At 64.0% G+C, this 21,499-nt stretch carries 22 protein-coding genes and 1 riboswitch; of the genes, 18 read left to right on the top strand and 4 right to left on the bottom strand.

The window, feature by feature from the left end:
- Positions 1–76: 76 nt before the first annotated feature.
- Positions 77–295: riboswitch (cobalamin riboswitch) on the top strand.
- Positions 296–410: 115 nt separating this feature from the next.
- The 5 genes from F3H35_RS00790 to cobN all read left to right on the top strand — a co-directional run bounded on the left by F3H35_RS00790 (position 411) and on the right by cobN (position 7,025).
- Positions 411–1,055 carry a HupE/UreJ family protein gene (locus F3H35_RS00790; protein WP_149777770.1) on the top strand — a complete coding sequence of 215 codons (645 nt, stop codon included), beginning with the start codon at positions 411–413 and terminating at the stop codon, positions 1,053–1,055.
- Between the two features lie 72 nt (positions 1,056–1,127).
- Entirely contained in the window at positions 1,128–1,634 is a 507-nt protein-coding gene (locus F3H35_RS00795; protein WP_149777771.1) for a hypothetical protein, read from the top strand.
- 40 nt (positions 1,635–1,674) lie between these two features.
- On the top strand, positions 1,675–2,775 hold the full coding sequence (cobW, locus tag F3H35_RS00800) for a cobalamin biosynthesis protein CobW (protein ID WP_149777772.1): 1,101 nt from the start codon (positions 1,675–1,677) through the stop codon (positions 2,773–2,775).
- The gene (locus F3H35_RS00805; RefSeq protein ID WP_149777773.1) at positions 2,775–3,239 is read left to right on the top strand and encodes a GNAT family N-acetyltransferase; all 465 of its coding nucleotides are present in this window, start codon (positions 2,775–2,777) and stop codon (positions 3,237–3,239) included. Before cobW ends, F3H35_RS00805 begins: the two co-directional genes overlap by 1 nt.
- A gap of 66 nt (positions 3,240–3,305) precedes the next feature.
- On the top strand, positions 3,306–7,025 hold the full coding sequence (cobN, locus tag F3H35_RS00810; protein WP_149777774.1) for a cobaltochelatase subunit CobN: 3,720 nt from the start codon (positions 3,306–3,308) through the stop codon (positions 7,023–7,025).
- A 28-nt stretch (positions 7,026–7,053) separates the two neighbouring features.
- Here the strand turns inward: cobN and F3H35_RS00815 are convergent, their stop codons facing one another.
- The gene (locus tag F3H35_RS00815; protein WP_149777775.1) at positions 7,054–7,449 is read right to left on the bottom strand and encodes a hypothetical protein; all 396 of its coding nucleotides are present in this window, start codon (positions 7,447–7,449) and stop codon (positions 7,054–7,056) included.
- Positions 7,450–7,578: 129 nt separating this feature from the next.
- On the opposite strand from F3H35_RS00815, the gene F3H35_RS00820 reads away from it, so the two are divergent.
- From F3H35_RS00820 to preA, 10 genes are all read left to right on the top strand, one after another.
- Positions 7,579–7,941 (top strand): CidA/LrgA family protein, encoded by a 363-nt coding sequence (locus tag F3H35_RS00820; protein WP_149777776.1) that lies wholly within the window; start codon positions 7,579–7,581, stop codon positions 7,939–7,941.
- Complete coding sequence (locus F3H35_RS00825) at positions 7,938–8,654, top strand: LrgB family protein (RefSeq protein WP_149777777.1); 717 nt, start codon at positions 7,938–7,940, stop codon at positions 8,652–8,654. Before F3H35_RS00820 ends, F3H35_RS00825 begins: the two co-directional genes overlap by 4 nt.
- A 15-nt stretch (positions 8,655–8,669) precedes the next feature.
- On the top strand, positions 8,670–9,278 hold the full coding sequence (gene cobO / locus F3H35_RS00830; protein WP_007816601.1) for a cob(I)yrinic acid a,c-diamide adenosyltransferase: 609 nt from the start codon (positions 8,670–8,672) through the stop codon (positions 9,276–9,278).
- Positions 9,279–9,440: 162 nt separating this feature from the next.
- Positions 9,441–10,841, top strand: a complete 1,401-nt coding sequence (locus tag F3H35_RS00835) for a selenium-binding protein SBP56-related protein (RefSeq protein ID WP_007816599.1) — start codon at positions 9,441–9,443, stop codon at positions 10,839–10,841.
- A gap of 3 nt (positions 10,842–10,844) precedes the next feature.
- Positions 10,845–11,504 (top strand): hypothetical protein, encoded by a 660-nt coding sequence (locus F3H35_RS00840; RefSeq protein WP_149777778.1) that lies wholly within the window; start codon positions 10,845–10,847, stop codon positions 11,502–11,504.
- A 52-nt stretch (positions 11,505–11,556) separates the two neighbouring features.
- Positions 11,557–11,913 (top strand): Lin0512 family protein, encoded by a 357-nt coding sequence (locus F3H35_RS00845; protein WP_149777779.1) that lies wholly within the window; start codon positions 11,557–11,559, stop codon positions 11,911–11,913.
- The gene (locus F3H35_RS00850) at positions 11,906–12,274 is read left to right on the top strand and encodes a Lin0512 family protein (RefSeq protein WP_007816593.1); all 369 of its coding nucleotides are present in this window, start codon (positions 11,906–11,908) and stop codon (positions 12,272–12,274) included. The genes F3H35_RS00845 and F3H35_RS00850 overlap by 8 nt, the downstream gene beginning before the upstream one ends.
- A 67-nt stretch (positions 12,275–12,341) precedes the next feature.
- The gene (locus F3H35_RS00855) at positions 12,342–13,109 is read left to right on the top strand and encodes a FadR/GntR family transcriptional regulator (RefSeq protein WP_007816591.1); all 768 of its coding nucleotides are present in this window, start codon (positions 12,342–12,344) and stop codon (positions 13,107–13,109) included.
- A 169-nt stretch (positions 13,110–13,278) separates the two neighbouring features.
- Positions 13,279–14,601: an NAD(P)-dependent oxidoreductase gene (locus tag F3H35_RS00860; protein ID WP_149777780.1), complete on the top strand. Its 1,323-nt coding sequence runs from the start codon at positions 13,279–13,281 to the stop codon at positions 14,599–14,601.
- Positions 14,602–14,631: 30 nt separating this feature from the next.
- A complete protein-coding gene (gene preA / locus F3H35_RS00865) occupies positions 14,632–15,936 on the top strand; it encodes an NAD-dependent dihydropyrimidine dehydrogenase subunit PreA (RefSeq protein ID WP_149777781.1) in 1,305 nt (434 codons plus the stop codon).
- A 64-nt stretch (positions 15,937–16,000) separates the two neighbouring features.
- On the opposite strand, the gene F3H35_RS00870 is transcribed toward preA, so the two are convergent.
- The 3 genes from F3H35_RS00870 to F3H35_RS00880 form a co-directional block, all read right to left on the bottom strand.
- Positions 16,001–16,231, bottom strand: a complete 231-nt coding sequence (locus F3H35_RS00870) for an N-(5'-phosphoribosyl)anthranilate isomerase (protein WP_149777782.1) — start codon at positions 16,229–16,231, stop codon at positions 16,001–16,003.
- A gap of 34 nt (positions 16,232–16,265) precedes the next feature.
- Positions 16,266–16,883 (bottom strand): TetR family transcriptional regulator C-terminal domain-containing protein, encoded by a 618-nt coding sequence (locus F3H35_RS00875; RefSeq protein ID WP_149777783.1) that lies wholly within the window; start codon positions 16,881–16,883, stop codon positions 16,266–16,268.
- A gap of 118 nt (positions 16,884–17,001) precedes the next feature.
- Positions 17,002–17,643: a TetR/AcrR family transcriptional regulator gene (locus tag F3H35_RS00880; RefSeq protein ID WP_149777784.1), complete on the bottom strand. Its 642-nt coding sequence runs from the start codon at positions 17,641–17,643 to the stop codon at positions 17,002–17,004.
- A 139-nt stretch (positions 17,644–17,782) separates the two neighbouring features.
- Between F3H35_RS00880 and F3H35_RS00885 the strand changes: the two genes are divergently transcribed.
- The 3 genes from F3H35_RS00885 to F3H35_RS00895 all read left to right on the top strand — a co-directional run bounded on the left by F3H35_RS00885 (position 17,783) and on the right by F3H35_RS00895 (position 21,466).
- Entirely contained in the window at positions 17,783–19,033 is a 1,251-nt protein-coding gene (locus F3H35_RS00885; protein ID WP_149777785.1) for a Zn-dependent hydrolase, read from the top strand.
- Positions 19,034–19,120: 87 nt separating this feature from the next.
- Entirely contained in the window at positions 19,121–20,584 is a 1,464-nt protein-coding gene (gene hydA / locus F3H35_RS00890) for a dihydropyrimidinase (protein WP_149777786.1), read from the top strand.
- 51 nt (positions 20,585–20,635) lie between these two features.
- Positions 20,636–21,466: an ABC transporter ATP-binding protein gene (locus tag F3H35_RS00895; protein ID WP_394852302.1), complete on the top strand. Its 831-nt coding sequence runs from the start codon at positions 20,636–20,638 to the stop codon at positions 21,464–21,466.
- Positions 21,467–21,499: the final 33 nt, after the last annotated feature.

Below are 21,499 nucleotides of genomic sequence, written 5' to 3' on the forward strand. Positions count from 1 at the left end.
GGCGGCGCGCGGCGGCGCATGGCGCGGATGGGCCGGCAGCGGTCGGAATCGTTCTTGACGGAAATGACCGGCGCGGTCATACCGGAAAGCGTATGGTTCCCACTAATGGTGCAAAGCATCAGGGATGAAACAGGGAATGACGTGATGGCGGACCCATGTCGGGCGCCCAATCGTCAGCCGCCCCCGCGACTGTGTGCGGAGAGCGGGCATCACTTTGCCACTGGGCGTGTCCCGGGAAGGCCGATGCCCGCAGTGACCCGCGAGCCAGGAGACCGGCCATGCAACGGGCGTTCGCGCCCGGCCCACAAACAACGGACGGGGTGTGCCGTTGAGGGACCGAGACAGGCGCAGTGCGTCTGGCGGACCTTCGGACGCTACCCCCCTTCAGCAAAGACCCGAAGGGGACAGACATGAAGAAATACATCACCATCGCCGCCGCGACGCTTGCCGCGACACCTGCCCTGGCGCATCACCCTATGGCCGGACAGCCCATGGACACGTTCGTGCAGGGCCTGTTGTCGGGCGTCGGGCATCCGGTTCTGGGCTTCGACCATCTGTTTTTCGTGATCGCCATGGGCGTCGCGGCGCTGTTCACCACACGTCGTCTGATGGCGCCGGCGGCCTATGTCGCCGCCATGCTGGCGGGCTGCGGCCTGATGTATGCCGGGATCGCGATGCCGGTGAAGGAAGCGATGATCGCGGTTTCGCTGCTGGCGGTTGGCGGCATCGTGCTGTCGGGGCGGACCTTGGGCGCAGGCACGGCTGTGGCGCTGTTCGCGGCCTTCGGCCTGTTCCACGGCTCGGCCTTTGGCGACAGCATCGCGGCACAGGAAGGCGGCGTGAACGCGGCCGTACTGAGCGGATACCTGATCGGTCTGGGCGTGATCCAGTATGCCGTGGCGATCGCTGCGGGCTGGGCGGCTGAAAAGCTGCTTGGCGCGACCGAGGCGGCGTCGGTGAATGCGCGCCTTGTCGGAGCGATGGTTGCCGGTGTCGGCGTGTTCCTGTGCCTCGAGATCGCGGAAGGCCCGCTGGTGGGCATGATCGCCGGCTGACAAGGATGTGTCACGGGCGGGTGCGGGCCATGACCGCACCGCACCTGCCCCGTTCCGGTTGATGAGAGAGCCATGCCGCGGAGCGTGATCCTTTTGGCGACAGGTCTGTTTCTGGGGGTCGGTCTGGGCTTTGTGCTGGGTGCTGGAACGTCACCGCAGGAGACGCCGGACACCATGCCTTCGGCGGCGGCGGATATCGCACATGACCACGCGGCCCACGATCATGGACAGGACGGCAGCCACGATCACAAGACCCTCACCGAAGTGGGGGACGCGGCGCCGGTATTGACGCTGAGCATTCACCCCGACGGGCCACAGAGCCGGAACCTCCATATAGGTGTGACCGGCTTCACCTTTGATCCTAAGGGGGTGAACGGCCGGCATGTGCCGGGTCACGGTCACGCCCATGTCTATGTCAACGGGGTCAAGATGCCCCGCGCCTACAGCCCCTGGGTGCAGCTTCTGGCGCTGCCGAAAGGGACACATGCAATCCGCGTCACGCTGAACGCGAACGACCATTCACAGCTGGCCCGCAACGGCCAGCCCATCGAAGCCACGATACCCGTGGTGATCGACTGAGCGCAGATCGCGCATGTCCATTTATCAAGGAGAGACCCTGATGCCCGCCAAGATCCCCGCAACGGTCGTGACCGGTTTCCTTGGGGCCGGCAAGACCACCCTGATCCGGCACATGCTGGAGAACGCCAACGGCAAGCGCATCGCGCTGATCATCAATGAATTCGGCGATCTTGGCGTCGATGGCGGCATCCTCAAGGGCTGTGGCATCGAGGGCTGTGCGGAAGAGGATGTGATGGAATTGAGCAACGGCTGCATCTGCTGCACCGTGGCCGATGATTTCATTCCCACCATGCAAAAGCTGCTGGACCGCGAGACCGCGCCCGATCACATCGTGATCGAGACGAGTGGGCTGGCCCTGCCGCAACCCTTGGTTCGGGCGTTCAACTGGCCCGAGATTTCCACCCGCGTCACCGTGGACGGGGTGGTGACGGTGGTCGATGGCAAGGCGGTGACCGAGGGCCGCTTTGCGCATGATGTGGCCGCCGTGGATGCACAGCGCGCAAGGGACGAGAACCTGGACCATGAGACGCCGCTATCCGAGCTGTTCGCCGATCAGGTGGCCTGCGCCGACATGATCGTGGTGAACAAGGCCGATCTTCTGGGCGAGGCCGAGGCGGCCGATCTGGTGGAGAAGCTGCGCCGCGACAGCCGCGACGGGGTGCAGGTGATCAAGGCCACGATGGGGGCGCTGCCGCTGGATGTTCTGCTGGGTCAGGGTGTGGGCGCCGAGACCGATATGGAAGCGCGCCACGAGATCCATCATCACCACGGCCATGACGACGATCATCACGACGATCACGATCATGATCATGATCATGACCACGATGACCATGACCATCATCACCATGACCACGATCACGACGCGTTCGAATCCTTTGTCGTGACCCGTCCCGAGATTGCAGATCCGACCCGTTTCGCGGCACAGGTGGCCGAGGTGATCCGCGCGCATGATATCCTGCGTCTCAAGGGTTTTGCCGCGGTCGAGGGCAAGCCCATGCGCCTGACACTGCAGGCGGTGGGGCCAAGGGTGGACAGCTATTTCGACCGCCCCTTCGGCACGGAGGCCCGCGAAACGCGGCTGGTGGTGATCGGTCAGGCGGGGCTTGACCGGGCCGCGATCGAACGGGCGCTGTCGGCCTGATGCTGATTGTCGAGCCGGGTGATCCGCGCGCGCCCGGCCCGCGCGCCCTGCTGGAGGCGAGCCATGCTTTGATGCATGCGCTGTTTCCGGCCGAGGATTGCTATGGCTTGTCCATCGACGATCTGTGCGGCGAGGATGTGGCGTTCTTTACCGCGCGGGCCAATCGCGCCACGGCGATCCTTGGGGTCGGGGCGCTGGCGATCCGGCCCGGATATGGCGAGGTGAAGGCGATGTTCACCGCACCGGAGGCCCGGGGACAGGGTGTGGGCGCGGCGCTGCTGCGGCGGATCGAGGATGAGGCGCGCGCGCGTGCCCTGCCGATGATCCGGCTGGAAACCGGCAAGGGGCTTGATGACGCGGTGCGGCTTTACGAGCGGCACGGGTTTGCGCCCTGCGGGATTTTCGGCGACTACAGGCCCAACACCACAAGCGTGTTCATGGAAAAACAACTGAGCGCGTGCTGATCCGATCCCGGTCTGCATGCCACCGGACAGGCGGAGCGACCGCCGCAACAGAAAGGCCCAAGACAGATGCATCTGCTCGCTGCCACACCCGGCTCGATCGACGATGGCAAGGAACCGGTCGATCTGGGCCAAAGCCCGGCAGATGTGATTTTCATCTCGGCCGCCGATACCGAATTGGCGGCATTGAGCACGGCGCGCGCCGAGATGGCAGCACCGCCCGGTCTGCGGCTGGCCAACCTGACGCATCTGCAACATCCGATGTCGGTCGATCTGCATCTGGATCAATGCGCCACACGCGCGCGGCTGGTGATCGCGCGGGTGCTGGGCGGCGTGGGCTACTGGAAATACGGCGCCGAGCAATATGCCGCCCGCTGCGTCGAAGCGGGGGTGCCGCTGGCGCTGTTGCCCGGCGATGACAAGCCCGATGCCGAGCTGCGCGACCTGTCGACGGTAGAGGATGAAGATTACGATGCGCTTTGGGGCTATCTGGTGGAAGGCGGGCCGGAGAACGCGGCCAATTTCCTGAGTTATGCAAAGGCCATGCTGGAGGATGGGCCCCGGCCCGAGGCGGCGCGGCCCCTGCTGCGGGCCGGCGTCTATTGGCCCGGTGCCGGTGTCGCCGATCTGACGGCGGCGCAGGCCAATTGGCGCACAGGCGCGCCGGTGGTGCCGTTGGTGTTTTACCGGGCACTGGTGCAGGGCGCGGGACTCAATCCGATCAACCGGCTGGTGAAATCGCTGTTGCGCGCGGGGCTGAACCCGTTGCCGGTGTTCGTGGCCTCGCTCAAGGATCCGGTATCGGTGGCGACGCTGGAGCATCTGTTCATCCAAGCGCCGCCGTCGGTGATCCTGAACTGCACCTCGTTCGCGGTGGGATCGCCACATGAGGGCGACAGCGGTCCGGCAAACCCGCTGACGATGGCTGCGGCGCAGGCGGCGCCGGTGTTTCAGGTGGTGCTGGCAGGATCGAGCGAAGAGGCATGGGCCGAGGGCTTGAGCGGGCTATCGGCGCGCGACATCGCGATGAACGTGGCCTTGCCCGAGGTGGATGGCCGGATCCTGAGCCGGGCGGTCAGCTTCAAGGGCGAGGCGTTCTTCGATGAGGCCACGGAATGCCCCATCGCCACCTACCGCGCGCAAGGCGACCGGGTGGAGTTCGTGGCCGAGCTGGCGCGCAACTGGACCAGTTTGCGCGCGACGCCAGAGGCAGAGCGCAAGGTGGCGCTGGTGCTGGCGAACTACCCCAACAAGGACGGGCGGCTGGCCAATGGCGTGGGCCTTGATACACCTGCGGGCACGGTGCATGTGCTGCGCCTTCTGGAGGAGGCCGGATACCGGGTGACGGACGCCCCCGAGGACAGCGACGCGCTGATGCGCGCGGTGATGGCGGGACCGACCAACTGGCTGACCGACCGGGCCGAGCGCAAGGGGGGCGTGCGCCTGCCCTTGGCCGAGTACCGAAACGCCTATGGTCAATTGCCATGGGCCTTGCGCGAGGCGATGGAAACCCGCTGGGGCCCGCCCGAGGCCGATCCGTTCCATATCCCAGGAGAGGAGGATGGCGGGCATTTCGCGCTGTCGGTGCTGGAATTCGGCAATGTCGTGGTGGGCGTGCAACCGGCGCGCGGTTACAATATCGATCCGACCGACACCTATCATTCCCCTGATCTGGTGCCGCCGCATAACTATCTGGCGTTCTATATCTGGCTGCGTCATCAGTTCGGCGCGCAGGCGATCGTGCATATGGGCAAGCATGGCAATCTGGAATGGCTGCCGGGCAAGGCCGTGGCGCTGTCGGCGGAGTGCTGGCCCGAGGCGGTGCTGGGGCCGGTGCCGCATGTCTATCCGTTCATCGTCAACGATCCCGGCGAGGGCACGCAGGCCAAGCGGCGCGCGCAGGCGGTGATCGTGGATCACCTGACCCCGCCGCTGACCCGCGCGGAAACCTACGGGCCGCTGCGCGATCTGGAGGCGCTGGTCGATGAATATTACGAGGCGGCGGGCGTCGATCCGCGCCGGATCACCCATCTGCGGCGCGAGATCCTGAGCCTGAGTGCAGCCACGGGGCTCGACAAGGATGTGGGCCTGACCGGCGAGGATGAGGACGGCGATCTGGCCCGGCTCGACGCCTATCTGTGCGAGTTGAAAGAGGCGCAGATCCGCGACGGGCTGCATGTGTTCGGCCAGTCGCCCGAGGGGCGGCTGGAGCGAGACCTGACGATTGCGTTGCTGCGGGTGCCGCGTGGTCAGGGCAAGGGGGGAGATGCCTCGATCATCCGGGCGCTGGCGGAGGATCTGGAGCTGGGTTTCGATCCGCTGGAGTGCGATATGGCGGCACGGTGGGACGGGCCGCGCCCCGAGGTGCTGACCAAGCTGGCCGAAGGCGCATGGCGCAGCGCGGGCGATACGGTGGAGCGGCTGGAGGCGCTGGCGGCGCTGATCATGGAGGGCGAGGCGTGCCCTCAAGGGCCGCAAAGCGGCGCGGTGATGGCGCATGTGGAGACGCATGTGCGCCCGGCCCTGCGCGCCTGCGGACCGGACGAGGGACGCGGATTGCTGACCGCGCTTGCGGGGCGCTTTGTGGCGCCCGGCCCATCGGGTGCGCCGACGCGCGGCCGGCTCGATACCCTGCCGACGGGGCGGAATTTCTATAGCGTGGACAGTCGCGCGGTGCCGACACCGACGGCCTGGGCCTTGGGATGGAAATCGGCCAACCTGCTGATTGAAAAGCATCTTCAGACACATGGGGACTGGCCGCGCACGATGCTGCTGACCGCCTGGGGCACGGCGAACATGCGCACGGGCGGTGATGACATCGCGCAGGCCATGGCGCTGATGGGCGTCAAGCCCCGATGGGACAGCGCCAATCGCCGCGTCACCGGCTTCGAGGTCTTGCCGCAAGGGGTGCTGGGACGGCCAAGGGTGGATGTGACGCTGCGCATTTCGGGGTTTTTCCGGGACGCCTTTCCGCAGCTGATCGCAGTTTTCGACAGTGCCGCGCGCGCCGTGATGGAGATGGACGAGCCCGAGGATCTGAACCCCGCCGCCGCCCGCGCGCGCAGCGAGGGCATGACCGCGCGGGTCTATGGCGCCAAGCCCGGCGCCTATGGCGCGGGGCTGCAGGCGATGATCGACGAGCGGCTCTGGGCGGACAAGGCCGATCTGGCGGAGGCTTATCTGACCTGGGGCAGCTATGCTTACGGCGCCGCCGAAGAGGGCCGGCCCGACCGCGAGGGGTTCGAGGCGCGGCTGCGGCAGACCGAAGCGATCGTGCAGAACCAGGATAACCGAGAGCATGACCTGCTGGACAGCGACGATTACTACCAGTTCGAGGGCGGGGCTGCGGCCGCCGTCAGCACGCTGCAGGGGCAGGATCGGCCGATCTATCACAACGATCATTCGCGGCCCGAACGCCCGGTGATCCGCACGCTCGAGGACGAGATCGGGCGCGTGGTGCGATCACGCGTGGTCAATCCGAAATGGATCGAGGGCGTGAAGCGGCACGGCTACAAGGGCGCGTTCGAGATCGCGGCGACGGTGGATTATCTGTTTGCCTTCGCGGCCACCACAGGCGCGGTGCGGAGCCATCATTTCGATCTGGTCGAGGCGGCCTTTGTCGAGGATGAGGACACGCGCGATTTCATCGCAGAGCACAATGCGCCCGCCCTGCGGGAGATCGCGGAACGGTTGGCGGAAGCGATTGAGCGCGGGCTTTGGATGCCGCGCTCGAACTCGGCGCGAGCGCGGATCGAGGCATTGCGGGGCGGCGTTGCTTCTGCGTCCTGACGGACGGTGTCGCGGGACCCGCTGGCGATCAGCGGACCGGGTCGCAGAAAAGGTCGGCCTCGGCGCCACCGACGAAGACGACTTCGCAATCGAGGCTGGTCGGGTCCGGCACGGCGGGAGGGGCGCCGCCGCCGCAGTCCAGCCGCGCGACGATCACCGCCTGATCCCCGTCAAGACGGCTGACACTGCAACCACTGACCTGTTCGATGGCCGCAACCGCACGCGGCGCCACCGCATCGCGGCGCGGCGCCCATTCCATGTTGAGGCGGATCGCCTGAGCCCGCAGCCCATCGACACGCACATCGAAGGTGCTTTGCCCCACTGCGACACGCACCGGATCGATCCCGCGAAAGGCGGGACCCGGCGTATTGCAGGCGGCAAGGGCCAACAGGCCCGGGACGGCGATGACGCGGATCAGATACATGGCACCAGCCTGATGCAAATCGGGTTAAGGAAGGGTTAAGGGCCGGATGAAGGACCGATTGACAAGCGGCACTGCAAGGGGGGCGGGCCGAACTATGCTGGCTGCAGCCAAGACAGAGAAAGGACGCGCATGATCCTGAATATCGCAATCATACTGGGGTTTCAGCTGGCCGGTGAGGTGCTGGCCCGCGCGCTTGCCCTGCCGGTGCCCGGGCCGGTGATCGGCATGGCGCTTCTGCTGGCGGGGTTCCTGATCCAGCCCAAGCTGGCCGAGCGGGTTCTGCCCACGTCGCAAGGCATCCTGAAGCATCTGTCCTTGCTGTTCGTGCCGGCGGGTGTCGGCGTCATCAGCCATGCCGAGGCGCTTGGACAGTCCGGCCCTGCCCTGCTGGCGGCCTTGGTGGGCAGCACGGTGCTGGCGCTGGCCGCAGGCGCGCTGACCTTCGTGGGGCTGGCGCGGCTGATCGGCGATGGTGGAAAGGACAGCGCATGACCGAGTTCCCCGAGATCTGGTCCTATCTGCGAGAGGGACCGCTTTTGTGGCTGACAGCGACGCTGGTGGCCTATCTGCTGGGGGATGCGGCCTATCGCGCCAGCGGGCAAAATCCGGTGGTTAATCCGGTGCTGGTGGCGATGCTGGTGCTGGCGGGGGTGCTGTGGGCGACGGCAACGCCCTACGGCACCTATTTCGAAGGGGCGCAATTCGTGCATTTCATGCTGGGGCCGGCGACCGTGGCGCTGGCGGGGCCGCTTTATGCCAACCTGCACCATGTGCGCCGGGCGCTGCTGCCCATGGCGGGCGCGCTGATCGTGGGGTCGGTGACGGCGGTGGCGTCGGCCTTGTGGATCGCCTCGGCGCTCGGGGTCGAGGGGGCGACGCTGGCTTCGCTCGCGCCGAAATCGACGACGGCACCGGTGGCCATCGGCATCGCGGAACAGCTGGGCGGGTTGCCGACATTGACCGCAGCGCTGGTGATACTGACCGGGATCATCGGTGCGGTGGTGGTCACGCCGCTGATGAACGCGCTGCGCATCACCGACTGGCGCGCGCGCGGTTTCGCGGTGGGCACGGCGGCGCATGGCATCGGCACGGCGCGCGCGTTTCAGGTGAATGAGACCGCGGGCGCCTTTGCGGGGATCGGAATGGGGCTGAATGCCTTGCTTACCGCCCTCATTGCGCCTTATGTCTTGGGCCTGTTCCAATAGGGAGACGCGCGCCAGATGACCGATGACAGCGACCGCCACGCCGCCAAGATGGCCAAGAAGAAAGCCGCCCGCGACAAGATCATGGCCACCAAGACCGATGAAAAGGGCCTGATCATCGTCCACACAGGAAAGGGCAAGGGCAAATCCTCGGCTGCGTTCGGGATGATCTTCCGCTGCATCGCGCATGACATGAAATGCGCGGTCGTGCAGTTCATCAAGGGCGGCATGAGCACCGGCGAGCGCGATCTGATCCTGTCGAAATTCGGCGATATCTGCGCGTTTCACACCATGGGCGAGGGCTTCACCTGGGAGACGCAGGACCGCGACCGCGACATCGAAATGGCGCAGGCGGCATGGGAGAAGGCCAAGGAGCTTATCCGCGACGAGAGCCACAAGATGGTGCTGCTGGACGAGATCAACATCGCGCTGCGCTATGATTATCTGGATATCAACGAAGTGGTGCAGTTTCTGGCCGAGGAAAAGCCGCATATGACGCATGTCGTGCTGACGGGCCGCAACGCCAAGGACGACCTGATCGAGATCGCGGACCTGGTGACCGAGATGGAGCTGATCAAGCATCCGTTCCGATCCGGAATAAAGGCCCAGATCGGCGTCGAATTCTAAGAAAAAATTCCTGAAACTTCAGGTAAATGAAGCCAGTTTTCCGGCGCTGCACAGGGCGACGGTCGGGAAACCGTTGGTGGATTCGAAAATCCGTGGCAGGATTTCCCTTGGACGCGTCACGCGCAAAGCGGCGAAAAGCGTCACCATAGGGAGGATGGAATAATGAATTTGCGCCCGGATCCGACATTTCACGCCACACCAAAACTGGCCATGGAGGCCCCTGCCGAAACACTGGCCTTTACCCTGATGCTGAGCCCTGACGGAAGCCGGCCCGACGGGCTGGCGGTTGTCGATGTGGACCCGACATCCAAGACCTATGGCCAGATCGTGCATCAGGTCATCATGCCCAATACCGGCGACGAGTTTCACCATTTCGGGTGGAACGCCTGTTCTTCGTCGCTCTCGCCGCTGAGTGGTCACGCCTTTCTGGAGCGGCGCTATCTGATCATTCCCGGCATCCGGTCGAGCCGGATCTACATCATCGACGTGAAAGAGCCGCTCAAGGCCAAGATCCACAAGATCATCGAACCCGAAGAGGTGTTCGCCAAGACCGGCTATTCCCGCCCCCACACCATCCATTGCGGCCCGGAGGGCATCTATGTCAGCACCCTTGGCGGCGGCGGCCCGGACGGCACCGATGGCCCGCCGGGCATCTTCATCATGGATTGCGAAACCTTCGAGATTCTCGGCCGCTACGAGATGGACCGGGGCGCGCAGGACAAGCAGTATGATTTCTGGTGGAACCTGCCGCGCAATTACATGGTCAGCTCCGAATGGGGCCTTCCACCGCAATACGAGAACGGCATCGTGCCCGAGGATCTTCTGTCCAACAAATACGGCCACAGCATCCATTTCTGGGACCTGCGGGCGCGCAAGAACGTGCAGACCATCGATCTGGGCGAAAATCACCAGATGGCGCTGGAAATCCGCCCGGCGCATGACCCGGCCAAGGAATACGGGTTCTGTGGCGTGGTGGTGGATACCACCAATCTAGAAGGGTCGATCTGGACATGGTGGCGCAAGGAGGACGGCACCTTCGAGGCCAAGAAAACCGTGACCATCCCGCCCCAGCCTGCCGCCGCCGACGATCTGCCGGAGCTTCTGAAGGGGTTCGAGGCGGTGCCGCCGCTGGTCACCGATATCGACCTGAGCCTTGATGACAGGTTCCTTTACGTGGCCTGCTGGGGCACGGGCGAAATGCATCAATATGACGTCAGCGATCCGATGGCGCCCAAGCTGGCCGGCAAGGTGGAGCTTGGCGGGATCGTGAAGGGCACCAAGCATCCCAACGGCAAGGCGTTCGGCTATGGGCCGCAGATGGTCGAGATCAGCCGCGACGGCAAGCGGGTCTATTGGACCAATTCGCTCTATTCGACATGGGACGATCAGTTCTATCCCGGAGAGCGCGGGGCAGCGATGGTCAAGGCCGATGTGGGCGCCGATGGGGGTCTGACGCTGGACAAGGACTTCTGGGTGGAGTTCCCCGAGGGCTACCGCGCACATCAGATCCGCCTTGAAGGCGGGGACTGCTCGACCGACAGCTTCTGCTACCCGTCCGTCTGAGGCGTGGAGGACGCAAGCACGGCAACGGCCCTTTGGTGGGCCGTTGTCGCCTCGGGGGTATATCACGGCATCAATCCCGGCATGGGCTGGCCGCTGGCGGTGTCCGCCGCTCTGATGGAGCGCGGCGCGGGGGCGCTTTACAAGGCGCTGCTGGCCTTGGCGGCGGGACATCTGCTGGCGATGGCGATGGTGCTGTTTCCGTTCTCGGTGATGGTGACGCTGGTCGAGTGGCAGCGCGAATTGCGCATCGGCGCGGCGGTGCTGGTGATCGGGTTGGGGGTCTACCTGCTGATCAACAGACGGCATCCGAGGTTTCTGGCGCGGGTGCCGCCCTCGCGGCTGATGCTGTGGTCGTTCCTGGCGGCGATGGCGCATGGCGCGGGGCTTATGCTGGTGCCGATCTATCTGGGCCTGTGCGATGCGGCGGCCCAAGAGGCCGGGCATGTCGCCGCCGCCCGGCTGATGGGCAGCGACGCGCTGCGCGCAGGGCTTGTGGCGCTGGCGCATACGCTGGCGATGGCGGCATCCGGCGGGGCGATCGCGGTTGGCGTCTATTATTGGCTGGGCTTGGCCTTTTTGAAGAAAAGCTGGTTCAATCTGGATGTTGTCTGGGCGCTGAGCCTGATCGTGGTGGGGGCTGTGGCGTTGTTTGCCTCGCATTGACGAGGGCCGGCGAAACGGGCAATCAGGCAGGGCAACCGCCAAGGGGGGTGACATGACCAAGCACCGCGTATTGACAGAATTCGGCATGGGCACGTCCCTGCGCCGGCGCGATTACACGCAGGCCGCGACGCGCGCCGTGCAGGACGCGCTGTGGCGCAACTCGATCAACATGGCCGAGCTTTATGGCTTCGACAAATCGGCGATGATCATCGACGTGGACATCGCGGTGCAAGACCCCGACGCCGTTGATTGCGCGGCGGTGGCCAAGGTCTTTCCCTATGGGCAAATCAGCGTCAGGGCCGCCCATGGCGGGCTGAATATCCCGCGCCCTGATGGCGACGGCAACCCCACGGTCATCGCGAATGCTGCGATCTCGGTGAGTTTCGACATGGAGCGGGCAGATGACTGAACGGCGTGTGATCATCGAGATGGGCATGGGCAACGATCTGCACGGCATGGATTACCAGAAGGCCGCAGCACGGGCCATCGAGGACGCGATCCGGCATTCCACCCTGCCGATCTTCGAGACGACGGGGCTGGAGCATGGCCAGATGCGGGTGCAGGTCACCGTGGGCGTGCAGAACCCCGACCGGCTGGATACGACGGCGCTGGCGCAGGGGCTGCCACGCGGCAGGGCCGAGGTGCGCGCGGTCAAGGGCGGGCAGAACGTGACCAACCCCGAAACCGGCGAGACCCTGGTCATCGCGACCGCGGCGGTCGAGGCGTTTCTGCCCGAACAGATCGGGCGCTGGCGGCTGTCGAAAACCTGACCACCGCGACGCTTGCCGCATGAATGATCCGGTCATATGATCTGACCAGTTTGTTCAGGACAGCCCTATGCCATTCGAAAGAGTCACGCCCGAAAAACTGTCGACCGCGGTCACACGCCAGATCGAAAAGCTGATTCTTCGCGGCATCCTGCGCCCCGGCGAGCGCCTGCCATCCGAACGCGAGCTGGCCGAGCGGCTTGGAGTCTCGCGCCCGTCGCTGCGCGAGGCGGTGGCTGAATTGCAGGACAAGGGGCTTCTGAGCACGCGTGCCGGTGCGGGCATTTTCGTGGCCGACGTTCTGGGCAGTGCGTTTTCCCCGGCGCTGATCCGCCTCTTCGCGGGTCATGACGAAGCGGTGTTCGATTACATCGCCTTTCGCCGCGACATGGAGGGGCTGGCGGCGGAACGGGCCGCGCGGCTGGCATCGGATACCGATCTCAAGGTCATCCAGACCGTGTTCGAGAAGATGGAAATGGCGCATGACAAGCCCAACCCCAAGGACGAGGCCCGTCTGGATGCCGAATTTCACATGGGCATCATCGAGGCCAGTCACAACGTGGTCATGCTGCATATGATGCGCTCGATGTATCAGCTGTTGCAGGAAGGCGTGTTCTATAACCGTCAGGTCATGTTCAAGCAGCGCACCACGCGCGGCGCGCTGCTGGATCAGCACCGCCAGATCAACAGCGCATTGCAGGCCCGCGACGCCACCGGCGCCCGAGACGCGGTGATCGCGCATATGAACTATGTCGAAAAGGCGCTGGCCGATCAGCAAAAGGCCGAGCGCAACGAGGCCATCGCGCGCCAGCGGTTCGACCACGAAAAGTCGCGCTGACACGGCCGGGGGCCGAAGCCGAAGGCAAGCCCATCCTGTGCACACCAACGCCAATTGGCAAGCCAAGCCATTGGGATTCCAATACCTTTTTCGCTATATTTTTACCGTTTGATAAAAAACAAAATCGTGGAATACTGAGGAAAACACACACCAACTTGTGGAGGTTCCCTTGAGTGACACTTCGCTGACCCCCGGTATCGTCGCCGGCCGGCTTGACCCCAAGGCCTATACCGAGAATTTCTCGGACCTGCATCCGAGGCTGGAGGGGCATGAGGCGCGTGTCGCGGCGGATCGGTGCTATTTCTGCCATGACGCGCCCTGCATCGCCGCCTGCCCCACCGAGATCGACATACCGCTGTTCATCCGGCAGATCGCCACCGGCACGCCCGAGGCGGCAGCCGAAACGATCCTGAGCCAAAATATCCTCGGCGGCATGTGCGCGCGCGTCTGCCCCACCGAAACGCTGTGCGAACAGGCCTGTGTGCGCGAGGCGGCCGAGGGCAAGCCGGTGCTGATCGGGCAATTGCAACGCTATGCGACCGATACGCTGATGGAGGCGGGGACACATCCGTTTACCCGCGCCGCCCCCACGGGCAAGCGGATCGCGGTGGTGGGTGCGGGGCCGGCAGGACTGGCCTGTGCGCATCGGCTGGCGATGAAGGGCCACGACGTGACCATGTATGACGGGCGCGACAAGCCCGGCGGGCTGAATGAATACGGCATCGCCGCCTACAAGACCGTGGAGGGGTTTGCCGAGCGCGAAGTGGAGTGGCTGCTCAAGATCGGCGGCATCACGGTCGAGACCGGCAAACGGCTTGGGCGCGACATGACGCTGGCCGAGATGAGGGGCGCGCATGACGCGGTGTTCCTCGGCATCGGTCTGGGTGGCGTGAACGCGCTTGGGCTGGAGGCCGAGGACAAGGACGGCATCGCCAACGCTGTGGATTTCATCGCAGAGTTGCGGCAGACCGGCGATCTGGCCAGCCTGCCCGTGGGCCGCGACGTGGTGGTGATCGGCGGGGGCATGACGGCGGTGGATGCCGCCGTACAGGCGAAGCTGCTGGGCGCGCTGAATGTGAGCCTCGTCTATCGCCGGGGCCGCGACCGGATGAACGCCAGCCCCTATGAGCAGGATCTGGCGGCCTCGAAAGGGGTGCGGATCATCACCAATGCGCAGCCCGTGGCGATCCATGGCAATGGTGCGGTCCGCGAGATCGAGTTCGAATATACCGACAACGATCTGACCCCGACTGGCCAGACCTTCCGTCTGGCCGCCGATCAGGTGTTCAAGGCAATCGGCCAGACGCTCGAGGGCGGCGATCTGCCGGACCTCGAGGGGCGCAAGATCAAGGTCAGCGGCGCAGGCCGCACCAGTCTGGACGGGGTCTGGGCCGGTGGCGACTGCGCTGTGGGCGGCGACGACCTGACCGTGACGGCGGTGGCGCAAGGCCGTGACGCCGCAGAAGACATTCATGCCAGCCTGATGGGCTGAAACGCACCGGATCACAGGGAGATCAGCAAGATGGCCAATCTCGAAACGACATTCGTCGGCATCAAGTCACCCAACCCGTTCTGGCTGGCCTCGGCGCCGCCCACGGACAAAGAATACAACGTGCGCCGCGCCTTCGAGGCGGGATGGGGCGGCGTGGTCTGGAAAACACTTGGCGAGGACGGCCCGCCGGTCGTCAATGTCAACGGGCCGCGCTATGGGGCGATCTGGGGCGCCGATCGGCGGCTTCTGGGGCTCAACAATATCGAGTTGATCACCGACCGACCGCTACAGACCAATCTCGACGAGATGACCCGCGTGAAGCGCGACTATCCGGACCGCGCCTTGATCGCGAGCCTGATGGTGCCGGTGAACGAGGACAGCTGGAAAGCGATCCTCGAGCGGGTGCTCGAAACCGGCTGCGACGGGGTCGAGCTGAATTTCGGCTGTCCGCACGGAATGAGCGAGCGCGGTATGGGCAGCGCCGTGGGGCAGGTTCCGGAATATGTCCAGCAGGTTACCGAATGGTGCAAGAAACACTCGGACCTGCCGGTTATCGTGAAACTGACGCCGAATATCGCCGATATCCGCAAGCCCGCACAGGCCGCCAAGGAGGGCGGCGCGGATGCGGTGAGCCTGATCAACACGATCAATTCGATCACCTCGGTCGATCTGGATCTGTTCTCGCCGGAGCCGATGATCGACGGGCAAGGCGCGCATGGCGGGTATTGCGGCCCGGCGGTCAAGCCGATCGCGCTCAACATGGTGGCCGAGATCGCCCGCGATCCGGGCCTGCGGGGCCTGCCCATTTCAGGGATCGGCGGGGTCACCACATGGCGCGACGCGGCCGAGTTCATGGCGCTTGGCGCGGGCAATGTGCAGGTCTGCACGGCGGCGATGACCTATGGGTTCAAGATCGTTCAGGAGATGATCTCGGGTCTGTCGCAATATATGGACGAAAAGGGCTTCGCCTCGATCGACGATCTGGTGGGTCGTGCGGTGCCGAATGTGGTCAACTGGCAGGACCTGAACCTGAACTATGTCACCAAGGCACGGATCGATCAGGAGGCCTGCATCAAATGCGGGCGCTGCTATGCGGCTTGCGAGGATACCAGCCATCAGGCGATTTCGATGTCCGAGGATCGGGTGTTCGAGGTGATCGACGCCGAATGCGTTGCGTGCAATCTGTGCGTGAATGTCTGTCCGGTGGATAGCTGCATCACGATGGAGCGGCTGGCGGCAGGCGAGGTCGATCCGCGCACCGGGCTGACCGTGTCGGACAGCTATGCCAACTGGACGACGCATCCCAACAACCCGATGAAATGCGCGGCCGAGTGAGATTTTTCGCTGAAAAATCACAGGGGGAGAAAATTCTGCGAATTTTCTCCCCCTGACCTACAGATCAGAAGAGAATGCGGATCGGTCCGTTGTGGCAGACAACGACAAACTGATCCGCGGTTTCGATCAGGTGGAAACCGCGGTAGCGCACCTCCTGCATGAAACGGTCGCGTCCGACCTCGCGATCGACCCAGGCCAAAGACCGGCGCACAACGCCACCCTTGCGGGCCGCCTGTGCGGAAAACATCTGATCGATCCAGATATCGGGACTGTTATGGCGCGTGACGCTCTGCATCGGGCAAGCTTGGCCGACAACGGTTAAAAACCGCTTAAGGCGCAAGCATCCGTCGATACAGCGTATCGAGAAACTCGGATGCGCCCTTGTGCACATCCCGGCCCTCCATCAGCACCTGAACCTGCGCATCGAAATCCGCGTAATGCTGGGTCGTGGCCCAGATCGAAAAGATCAGGTGACGCGGATCGACCGGCGCCAGCCGGCCTTGGGCGATCCAGTCTTCGATCACGCGCGCAGTGTCATCCACCAACTCTTTGAGACCGGTTTCCAGATGCGGGCCCATGCGCGGCGCGCCTTGCAGCACCTCATTGGCGAAGAGCCTGCTTTCACGGGGAAATTCGCGGCTCATCTCAAGCTTGCGGTGCACATAGCGCAGGATTTCCTCGAGCGGGTCGCCATGCGGGTCGATATGGCGCAGCGGGTCCAGCCAGGCATCCATCAGCTTGTTGAGCAGCGTGACATGAATGTCTTCCTTGCCCTCGAAATAATAGAGGATATTGGGCTTGGACAGGCCCGCCTCGGCGGCGATCTGATCGAGCGTGGCGCCGCGATAACCATGCTGCGAGAACACATCCAGCGCCGCATCGAGAATTCGTTTGCGGTTGCGCAGCTGAATGCGCGTCGGCTTTTTCGCGGTGATCCCCTCGGCCATGCAGCCCTCCCCCTGCCCTCTTGCCCTGCCCCTGAGGCCCTGCTCTGAGGCCCTGCTCTGAGGCCCTGACGCAGATTGCGGTATTTTTCCGGGCGGCGAAAGGTCTGTCACACCCTGTTCAGCCCGAAGGCCGCGCGCCGATGCCTTTGAGGATCACTGTCTTGACCGAGTGTTTCGCCGCCTCCCATTGCGTGTCGGACAGGGGCTGCCCGCCATTCAGGGTTTCGATCTGGTGGCCGAAATCGGCATAATGCTGCGTGGTCGCCCAGAGCATATACAGCAAGTGGCGCGGATCGATCGGGTCCATCTTGCCCTCGTCGATCCAGCGCCGGACCACGGCCATGCGCCCCTCGGTCCATTCGACGAGCGTGGTTTCCAGATAGTCCTGGATGACCGGAGCGCGGTGCATCACCTCGGAGGCCCAGACCTTGGAGCCGGCGGGATGCCGGCGGCTGATTTCCATTTTGGCGTCGATATAGGCGCCCAAACCCTCGACCGGACCCGGAGCGGCATCGAAGACGTCCGCCGCCATGAGCCAATCATGAAAGATATTCTGCACTACGCGCCGGTAGAGAGATTCCTTGGTTGGGAAATAATAGTGCAGATTGGCCTTGGGCAGACCGGCCATATCGGCGATCAGCTGCATTGTGGCACCGCCAAACCCCGCCTCTGCAAAGACTTTTTCAGCTGCCTCAAGAATGAGCTTTTCATTCTCGCGGCGGATGTCTTTCTTGCTGGAGGGTCGGGCGGACGGGGTCATGCCAGGCGGGTTCCAGAAATTTCTTGACCGGTTGGTCAACGTGTGGTGCGATCAACCTGACCATATGGTCAGGATAAGACCCTTGGCAAGAGGCCTGCGACAAGGCCCGTATCCAGGATGACACAGGGAGACATGCATCATGGCCGCACCCGGCGAGAACCTCAGGATCAATGGCGACCGGCTGTGGGACAGCCTGATGGAGATGGCGCGCATCGGTCCCGGCGTAGCGGGAGGAAACAACCGTCAGACCCTGACCGATGCCGATGCCGAGGGCCGCGCCCTGTTCCTGAGCTGGTGCGAGGCCGCGGGCTGTACCATGGGGCTGGACAGCCTGGGCAATATGTTCGCGCGGCGCGAGGGCACCGATCCCGAGGCGCTGCCGGTCTATGTGGGCAGCCATCTCGACACCCAGCCGACGGGCGGAAAATATGACGGCGTGCTGGGCGTTCTGGGAGGGCTCGAGGTGATCAGGACCCTGAACGATCTGGGCATCCGGACAAAACACCCCATCGTGGTGACCAACTGGACCAACGAGGAAGGCACACGATTTGCGCCGGCCATGCTGGCCTCGGGGGTGTTCGCAGGCGTGCATGAGCAGGACTGGGCCGAGGACCGCCGCGATGCCGAAGGCAAGCGCTTCGGCGACGAATTGGACCGCATCGGCTGGCGCGGCGAGGAACCTGTAGGCGCGCGCAAGATGCGTGCGTTTTTCGAGCTGCATATCGAGCAGGGACCGATCCTCGAAGCGCAAGGCAAGGATATCGGCGTGGTCACCCATGGGCAGGGCCTGAGCTGGACGCAAGTGACGATCACCGGCAAGGAAAGCCACACCGGCTCTACCCCGATGCCGATGCGCCGCAATGCGGGCCTCGGCATGGCGCGGGTGCTGGAGAAGGTGGAAGAGATCGCCCTGAGCCATGCGCCCCATGCGGTCGGCGCCGCGGGTCACATCGAGGTCTTCCCCAACTCGCGCAACGTGATCCCCGGCAAGGCGGTTTTCACCGTCGATTTCCGGTCGCCGGATCTTGCCGTCATTCAGGACATGGAAACACGTCTGAAAGCGGCGGCAACGGAAATCTGCGAGGCCATGGGGCTCGAGGTGGCCTTCGAGAAGGCGGGCGGTTTCGACCCGGTGGAATTCGACGAAACTTGCGTCGAGGCCGTGCGCAACGCCGCCGAACGGCTGGGATACAGCCATATGAACATTGTCTCGGGTGCGGGGCATGACGCATGCTGGATCAATCGCGTGGCCCCGACGGCCATGGTCATGTGTCCCTGTGTCGGCGGGCTGAGCCACAACGAGGCCGAAGAGATCTCGAGAGACTGGGCGGCGGCGGGAACGGATGTCCTCATGCATGCGGTCGTCGAGACCGCGGAGATCGTGGATTAGGGGGCTCTGCCCCCAACGGTGAAAATGCGGGCATTTTCACCGCCTCCCCCGGGATATTTCGGGCCAGAAGAAACAGGGAGATAGGACATGACCACCAAAGTGATCAAGAACGGCACGGTCTGCACAGCGGATCGCACCTGGAAAGCCGATGTGCTGATCGAGGACGAGACGATCTCGAGGATCGGCGAAGATCTGAAGGGGGATGAGTATATCGATGCCGAAGGCGCCTATGTGATCCCGGGTGGCATCGATCCGCATACCCATCTGGAAATGCCCTTCATGGGGACGACGGCAGCCGAAACCTTCGAGACCGGCACCTGGGCTGCGGCCTGCGGGGGCACGACGATGCTGGTTGATTTCTGCCTGCCCGGTGCGGATGGCTCGATCAAGAATGCGATCACAGAATGGCACCGCAAATCGGCGCCGCAGATCTGCAGTGATATCGGGTATCACATGGCGATCACCGGTTGGAACGAGCAGATCTTCGACGAGATGAAGGATGCCGTCGATATGGGGGTCAACTCGTTCAAGCATTTCATGGCCTACAAGGGGGCCTTGATGATCGAGGATGACGAGATGTTCGCCTCGTTCAAGCGCTGCAAGGAACTGGGCGCCCTGCCGATGGTCCATGCCGAGAACGGCGATATCGTGGCCGATCTGCAGCAGCAGATGCTGGAGCGTGGGATTACAGGCCCCGAGGGTCACGCCTATTCCCGCCCGCCCGAGGTGGAAGGCGAGGCCGCGAACCGCGCGATCATGATCGCCGATGCCGCCGGAGTGCCGCTCTATATCGTGCATGTCAGCTGCGAACAGGCACATGAGGCGATCCGGCGGGCGCGCCAGAAGGGCATGCGCGTCTATGGCGAGCCGCTGATCCAATTCCTGACACTCGACGAAAGCGAGTATTTCAACACCGACTGGGACCACGCCGCGCGCCGCGTGATGAGCCCGCCCTTCCGTTCGAAAGAGCACCAGGATGGGCTGTGGGCCGGGCTTCAGGCCGGCAGCCTGCAGGTCGTTGCGACCGATCACGCCGCCTTCTCGAGCGCGCAAAAGCGCATGGGTGTGGGCGATTTCACCAAGATCCCCAATGGCTCGAACGGGGTGGAAGAAAGGATGGCCGTTCTGTGGACCCATGGGGTCGAGACCGGTCGCCTGACACCGAACGAATTCGTCGCCGCCACCTCGACCAACGTGGCGAAGATCCTCAACATCTATCCCAAGAAGGGCGCGCTGGTGGAAGGCGCGGATGCCGATATCGTGGTGTGGGATCCGAAAATCAGCAAGACGATCAGCGCCGCCAACCATCATTCGATCCTGGATTACAACGTCTTCGAGGGGTTCGAGGTCAGCGCGCAGGCCCGTTACACGATCAGCCGCGGCGAGGTGATCTGGGCCTGGGGTCAGAACAGCCAGCCACAGCCCGGGCGTGGCCGCTTCGTGCCGCGTCCCGCGTTCCCGTCGGCGCATCAGGCGCTCAGCCGCTGGAAAGAGTTGACGGCGCCCAAACAGATCAAGCGCGATCCGATGAATATTCCGGCAGGTATCTAGAAAAATCATGCCGCCTCTTGCCGTTGGCGGAGGCGGCCCATTGACAACGACATGCCAGCACGGCGCAATACGACCGGTGCAATCGGGGGACTTGGATTGACAGACGAGACAGTGATCAGCGCAAAGGATCTGTCGCTGACCTTCCAGACCAATGATGGCCCGGTTCATGCGCTCAAGGACGTGACCCTGGATGTCAGGAAAGGCGATTTCGTCAGTTTCATCGGGCCGTCGGGCTGCGGCAAGACCACGTTTCTGCGCTGCATGGCAGATCTGGAGCATCCCACGGGCGGCACGATCACCGTCAACGGGGTGAGCCCGGAAGAGGCCCGCAAATCGCGGGCTTACGGGTATGTGTTCCAGGCGGCGGGCCTCTATCCCTGGCGAACGATCGGGGGCAATATCCGGATGCCTCTGGAAATCATGGGATATGCCAAGGCGGAACAGGATCAGCGGGTGGCCCGCGTGCTCGAGCTGGTCGATCTGGCCGGCTTCGAAAAGAAATTCCCGTGGCAGCTCTCGGGTGGCATGCAGCAAAGGGCGTCGATCGCGCGCGCGCTCTCGTTCGATGCGGACATTTTGCTGATGGATGAACCTTTCGGTGCACTGGATGAAATCGTGCGCGACCATCTGAATGAACAGCTTCTGAGCTTGTGGGACAGAACCGACAAGACGATCTGCTTTGTCACCCATTCGATCCCGGAGGCTGTCTATCTGAGCACGAAAATCGTGGTCATGAGTCCCCGCCCGGGCCGGATCACGGATGTCATCGAAAGCCCTCTGCCCCGTGAAAGGCCGCTGGATATCCGGGACACACCCGAGTTCATCGAGATCGCCCATCGCGTTCGAGACGGGCTGCGCGCGGGGTATGGCGATGCGATTTGAGGCCCTCAATTCGCCAAATGCCCCCGCCCGTTT

The sequence above is a fragment of the Roseovarius litoreus genome (assembly GCF_900142765.1).
GTDB classification, from domain to species: domain Bacteria; phylum Pseudomonadota; class Alphaproteobacteria; order Rhodobacterales; family Rhodobacteraceae; genus Roseovarius; species Roseovarius litoreus.

What these genes read in the sequence shown, in the direction of transcription:
- F3H35_RS00790 (WP_149777770.1), top strand. Translation starts at nt 411, where the DNA reads ATGAAGAAATACATCACCATCGCCGCCGCGACGCTTGCCGCGACACCT.
- F3H35_RS00795 (WP_149777771.1), top strand. Translation starts at nt 1,128, where the DNA reads ATGCCGCGGAGCGTGATCCTTTTGGCGACAGGTCTGTTTCTGGGGGTC.
- cobW (WP_149777772.1), top strand. Translation starts at nt 1,675, where the DNA reads ATGCCCGCCAAGATCCCCGCAACGGTCGTGACCGGTTTCCTTGGGGCC.
- F3H35_RS00805 (WP_149777773.1), top strand. Translation starts at nt 2,775, where the DNA reads ATGCTGATTGTCGAGCCGGGTGATCCGCGCGCGCCCGGCCCGCGCGCC.
- cobN (WP_149777774.1), top strand. Translation starts at nt 3,306, where the DNA reads ATGCATCTGCTCGCTGCCACACCCGGCTCGATCGACGATGGCAAGGAA.
- F3H35_RS00815 (WP_149777775.1), bottom strand. Translation starts at nt 7,449, where the DNA reads ATGTATCTGATCCGCGTCATCGCCGTCCCGGGCCTGTTGGCCCTTGCC.
- F3H35_RS00820 (WP_149777776.1), top strand. Translation starts at nt 7,579, where the DNA reads ATGATCCTGAATATCGCAATCATACTGGGGTTTCAGCTGGCCGGTGAG.
- F3H35_RS00825 (WP_149777777.1), top strand. Translation starts at nt 7,938, where the DNA reads ATGACCGAGTTCCCCGAGATCTGGTCCTATCTGCGAGAGGGACCGCTT.
- cobO (WP_007816601.1), top strand. Translation starts at nt 8,670, where the DNA reads ATGACCGATGACAGCGACCGCCACGCCGCCAAGATGGCCAAGAAGAAA.
- F3H35_RS00835 (WP_007816599.1), top strand. Translation starts at nt 9,441, where the DNA reads ATGAATTTGCGCCCGGATCCGACATTTCACGCCACACCAAAACTGGCC.
- F3H35_RS00845 (WP_149777779.1), top strand. Translation starts at nt 11,557, where the DNA reads ATGACCAAGCACCGCGTATTGACAGAATTCGGCATGGGCACGTCCCTG.
- F3H35_RS00850 (WP_007816593.1), top strand. Translation starts at nt 11,906, where the DNA reads ATGACTGAACGGCGTGTGATCATCGAGATGGGCATGGGCAACGATCTG.
- F3H35_RS00855 (WP_007816591.1), top strand. Translation starts at nt 12,342, where the DNA reads ATGCCATTCGAAAGAGTCACGCCCGAAAAACTGTCGACCGCGGTCACA.
- preA (WP_149777781.1), top strand. Translation starts at nt 14,632, where the DNA reads ATGGCCAATCTCGAAACGACATTCGTCGGCATCAAGTCACCCAACCCG.
- F3H35_RS00870 (WP_149777782.1), bottom strand. Translation starts at nt 16,231, where the DNA reads ATGCAGAGCGTCACGCGCCATAACAGTCCCGATATCTGGATCGATCAG.
- F3H35_RS00875 (WP_149777783.1), bottom strand. Translation starts at nt 16,883, where the DNA reads ATGGCCGAGGGGATCACCGCGAAAAAGCCGACGCGCATTCAGCTGCGC.
- F3H35_RS00880 (WP_149777784.1), bottom strand. Translation starts at nt 17,643, where the DNA reads ATGACCCCGTCCGCCCGACCCTCCAGCAAGAAAGACATCCGCCGCGAG.
- F3H35_RS00885 (WP_149777785.1), top strand. Translation starts at nt 17,783, where the DNA reads ATGGCCGCACCCGGCGAGAACCTCAGGATCAATGGCGACCGGCTGTGG.
- hydA (WP_149777786.1), top strand. Translation starts at nt 19,121, where the DNA reads ATGACCACCAAAGTGATCAAGAACGGCACGGTCTGCACAGCGGATCGC.
- F3H35_RS00895 (WP_394852302.1), top strand. Translation starts at nt 20,636, where the DNA reads ATGCCAGCACGGCGCAATACGACCGGTGCAATCGGGGGACTTGGATTG.